This window comes from Malonomonas rubra, assembly GCF_003247215.1.
Lineage (GTDB): Bacteria > Desulfobacterota > Desulfuromonadia > Desulfuromonadales > Geopsychrobacteraceae > Malonomonas > Malonomonas rubra_A.
This window is the reverse complement of sequence record NZ_QKAP01000062.1, coordinates 1-4,089: the sequence shown is the minus strand read 5'-3', so window position 1 is coordinate 4,089 and position 4,089 is coordinate 1. Positions and strand designations below refer to the sequence as shown.

Below are 4,089 nucleotides of genomic sequence, written 5' to 3'. Positions count from 1 at the left end.
CCTCGGCTACTCGCTAGTCTGTGTCGGTCTGGTACTCGACCTGGGCCAGCCACACAAGGGCTGGCATGTGTTGCGCTACTGGAACCTGCACTCGCCGATGTTCGAGGTCGCCATGTGCGTTATGGCCTACACTACGGTGCTGTTCCTCGAGTTTCTCTCGCCGGTTGCTGAGAAGTTCGGCTGGCACCTACCGTTGCGGGTGCTGCGTTGGCTGGAGATGCCGCTGGTCATTCTGGCAGCCGCAATCTCGACTCTGCATCAGTCGTCCCTCGGCACTTTCTTTTTGATCGCTGTCGATAAGCTGCACAGTCTCTGGTACAACCCGCTGTTGCCGCTGCTGTTCTGGGTCAGCGCCATCTGCACCGGCATGTGCATCATCATCGTTGAAGCGACCGCCTGCCACAAGTGGATGGGTGAGCCGAACGAGGGTGTGCTGCTGCGCACCTTGGCAAAAATTCTGCCATACACTCTCGGCTTCTACATTTTTCTACGTATCTATACACTGATGGCACTGTCGCAAGGGCCCTTTTTCGATAAGCCAGTGCTGACCCTGCTGTTCGTGCTGGAGTTGGGTTTCGGTTTCATTCTGCCTTTCTTCATGTTCGCCAGCAAATCGGTGCGAGAGGACGATCGGCGACGCGTGATCGCTGCCCTGCTGGTAATCTTCGGCCTGATCCTCAACCGCTTTAACGTCTCAATGTTCGGCATGATGGACCCGAACCACATCTACTATCCATCGCTGATCGAATCGCTGGTAACCATCGGCATCATTGCCGGGCATGTCCTGTTCTTCGTACTGATCGCCAAATACTTCCCGATCTTCGAGCACCATCCGGAAACGGTCGATTACTCGTTACCCGATTCGTTCCACAAGATTGATGACGGTCAACCTAAACAGGAAAAAGAGACCTTGCCGAAAGGCAAGCCGGTATCAGTAAACTGATATGTATCTGCCGCCGACCAAAGCTGGTCGGCGGCAGTAAAAAATGATTGAAACGAAGCGACAGTGACGTTAATCTGTTTGAATAACTGATGGATAGCACCATGCATGAGCCTGCCGCACATACAATTATCCGCGTCAGTCAGGGACGCAGCGAACAACTGCAACGACAGGTGGTCGAAGAGTACCCGCTACGCCTGCGGGTCAACGGCCGCGAACTGGCAACCCTGGTCTGCTCGCCACACAAACTCAATTTCCTGCTGGCCGGTTTTTTCCGCCTGCAAGGTTTTATCGATTCACTTGATGATATTCAGTCCCTAGGCGTCTGCTCTGATTTCGGTCTGGCTGAGGTCCGCCTGAAAGGCGACCTGCCGGAACGTCTACAACCGACGCTGACCTCCGGTTGTGGAACCGGGATTGCCTACAACCTGCCGCAACAGCTGCTAAGTGAAAATAAGCAGCGACCACGCCATTACGACAGCGACAGCGTTCTGCGCCTGATGAGAGAGCTGAACAATCTGACCGAGCAGTACCGCAATCATGGCGGAATCCACTCGGCCGCAATCGGTGATCGCGACGGACTGTTATTACTGCACGCTGAGGATATAGGCCGGCACAACACACTCGACCGGGTTGCCGGCGAAGCGATGTTTCGTGACATCGATCTACAGGATTTGATGCTGGTCACTTCGGGGCGGGTTTCAACTGAGATGATCGCCAAAGCGGCCCGGCTCAGAATCGGCCTGATTGCATCGCGCACCTCGCCGACCGATAAAGCGATCGCTCTCTGCGAGCAGGCTGGCATCACTTTGATCGGCTACGTACGTGGCCAGAATATGGAAGTCTACAGCCACTCGCAACAGCTACGGATTTCGGCTGGTGGCGAACGAATTGCCGGGGTTACCGGCGTCATCCTCGCCGGTGGCGAAAGCCGCCGTATGGGCAGCGACAAATCACTGCTGCCGATTCAGGGCGCCCGCTTTATCGATCATGTTTACCGGCGGATGGCCAGTCTGTTCGACGAAGTGATCATCGTCACCAACTCGCCCGACCTGTACAACGAAATCCCCTGTCGCAAGGTGCCCGACATCTATTATGCGCAGGGAGCGCTTGCCGGCGTGCATTCAGGCCTGTCACACGCCAAAACAGAAAAGATTTTTGTCGTCGGGTGTGACATGCCCTTCGTTTCTTCGGCGGTAGTTAAAGAGATCTGCTCCCACGCAGAAAAAGGTGATCTGGTAATCCCGCATAGCAGCAGTGGTCACGAACCGTTGCATGCTCTATATAGCAGAAGCTGTCTTCCGGCGATGGAGCAGGTTCTCGACGCCGGGCTGAAACGGATTGTGCGCTTCTTTGATCAGGTCAAACTAGTAGAGTTGCCCGCAAGCAGAATCAGACAATTCGATCCTCAGGAGCGGAGCTTCCAAAACATCAACACACCGGAGGATTATTTCCGCCTGCGTGGCACACTGGTCAGCAATGATGGGTCGACTCCTGTTCGCCTGAAGGAACATAGTAGCTAAACAGCCGTTCCCTATCACAACTAAACGTTTTTCAAAGCTCCTGCCATTGATTGGTGGGAGCTTTTTTTCTATCGCTCTCCATGTCTTTGCAATCTGAACTGTTAGCAGCCCAATAAACTTGCATAATCGTCAAATTGAGCTAAAAATTATATTTATAATGAGTTCACAAAGTGACTGGAATATATGTTGTTTTTTTACAGATGTGGTCGCCTGCTTTTATTGAGAGTTATCGATTTTCGGAAAATCATAAAAACATAGATGTCCTGATCAGTACAGCCAGTATGAAGTTGCTTCTAGGATTGTTTCAAATCTCGTAAAGGCTTTTGGAGGTCATTAAAGCCGAAACACAGATTTGTCAAAGATACTTGCTCAGACCACAAGGAGGAGAAACATGGAGCTTAGTAGAAGAAGCTTTTTGCAGGTCTCCGGTGGGGCACTTGGCGCTTCGATTATCGGCGTAGGTTTGAAACCCGCACAAGCCTATGCCGAACCGCTGGCTATCCAGTATGCCAAAGAAACGACCACCATCTGTCCCTATTGCGCGGTAGGCTGCGGCCTGATTGTTCATACCAGCGGAGGGGATGTCATCAACACCGAGGGGGATCCGGATCATCCGATCAACCGCGGCACCCTCTGCAGCAAGGGCTCGGCCCTCTATCAGCTACGGCACAACGAAAAACGAATCACCGAACCGATGTACCGGGCCAAGGGCTCGCGGGAATGGAAGAAAGTGTCCTGGGATTGGGCGCTTGAGCAGATCGCTCGCAAGGTCAAAGATACCCGTGACGCCACCTTTATGGAGAAAAATGCCAAGGGACAGGTCGTTAACCGCACCGACGGCGTCGCCTCGGTCGGCAGCGCAGCCCTTGATAACGAAGAATGTTACCTGTTACAAAAGCTGCTACGCAGCTGGGGCTTGGTGTATATCGAACATCAGGCCCGAATATGACACAGCGCCACCGTCGCCAGTTTGGCGACCTCATTCGGCCGTGGTGCCATGACCAATCACTGGATCGATATCCGCAACGCAGATGTGATTCTGGTGATGGGCTCGAACGCCGCAGAAAACCACCCGATCTCCTTTAAATATGTCCTCGAAGCGATGGGGAAAGGCGCCAAGCTAATCAGCGTCGATCCGCGTTTCACCCGCACTAGCGCCAGGGCTGACATCTACGCAGCTTTGCGTTCTGGAACCGACATCGCATTTCTGGGCGGCATGATCAACTACATCATGGAAAACCAGTTATTCCAGGAAGAGTATCTGCGCTTACATACCAACGCGCCCTTCTTGGTCAGTCCCGATTTCAAGATGCCGGGAGATTTGGACGGACTGTTTTCCGGTTACGATGCCAAAACGCGCAGTTATGATAAATCGACCTGGGCGTTCCAGCACGACCCCAGCGGCATACCCAAAAGCGATCCCAGCATGCGCGATCCCAACTGTGTGCTGCAGTTGCTGAAAAAACACTTCTCCCGCTATACCATGGATGTGGTGTCCGATATTACCGGCACTCCAAAAGAAAAACTGCTAGAGGTTTATAAAACTTATGCGGCCAGCGGCGAGACCGGCAAAGCGGCGACTATCATGTACGCTATGGGTTGGACCCAGCACACCGTCGGCACCCA

Annotated in this window: 3 protein-coding genes; all 3 read left to right on the top strand. The window is 53.3% G+C overall.

What is annotated here, in order from left to right:
• On the top strand, positions 1-943 hold a 943-nt coding region (gene nrfD / locus Q7J88_RS05870; protein WP_303721223.1), incomplete at its 5' end, for an NrfD/PsrC family molybdoenzyme membrane anchor subunit.
• Between the two features lie 101 nt (positions 944-1,044).
• Entirely contained in the window at positions 1,045-2,463 is a 1,419-nt protein-coding gene (gene fdhD / locus Q7J88_RS05865; RefSeq protein WP_303721222.1) for a formate dehydrogenase accessory sulfurtransferase FdhD, read from the top strand.
• Between the two features lie 391 nt (positions 2,464-2,854).
• A partial coding sequence (locus tag Q7J88_RS05860; RefSeq protein ID WP_303721221.1) for a molybdopterin-dependent oxidoreductase occupies positions 2,855-4,089 on the top strand: 1,235 nt, incomplete at its 3' end.

Bases quoted from the DNA above. Each gene is read 5' to 3' on its own strand.
- fdhD (WP_303721222.1), top strand. From the start codon at position 1,045: ATGCATGAGCCTGCCGCACATACAATTATCCGCGTCAGTCAGGGACGC.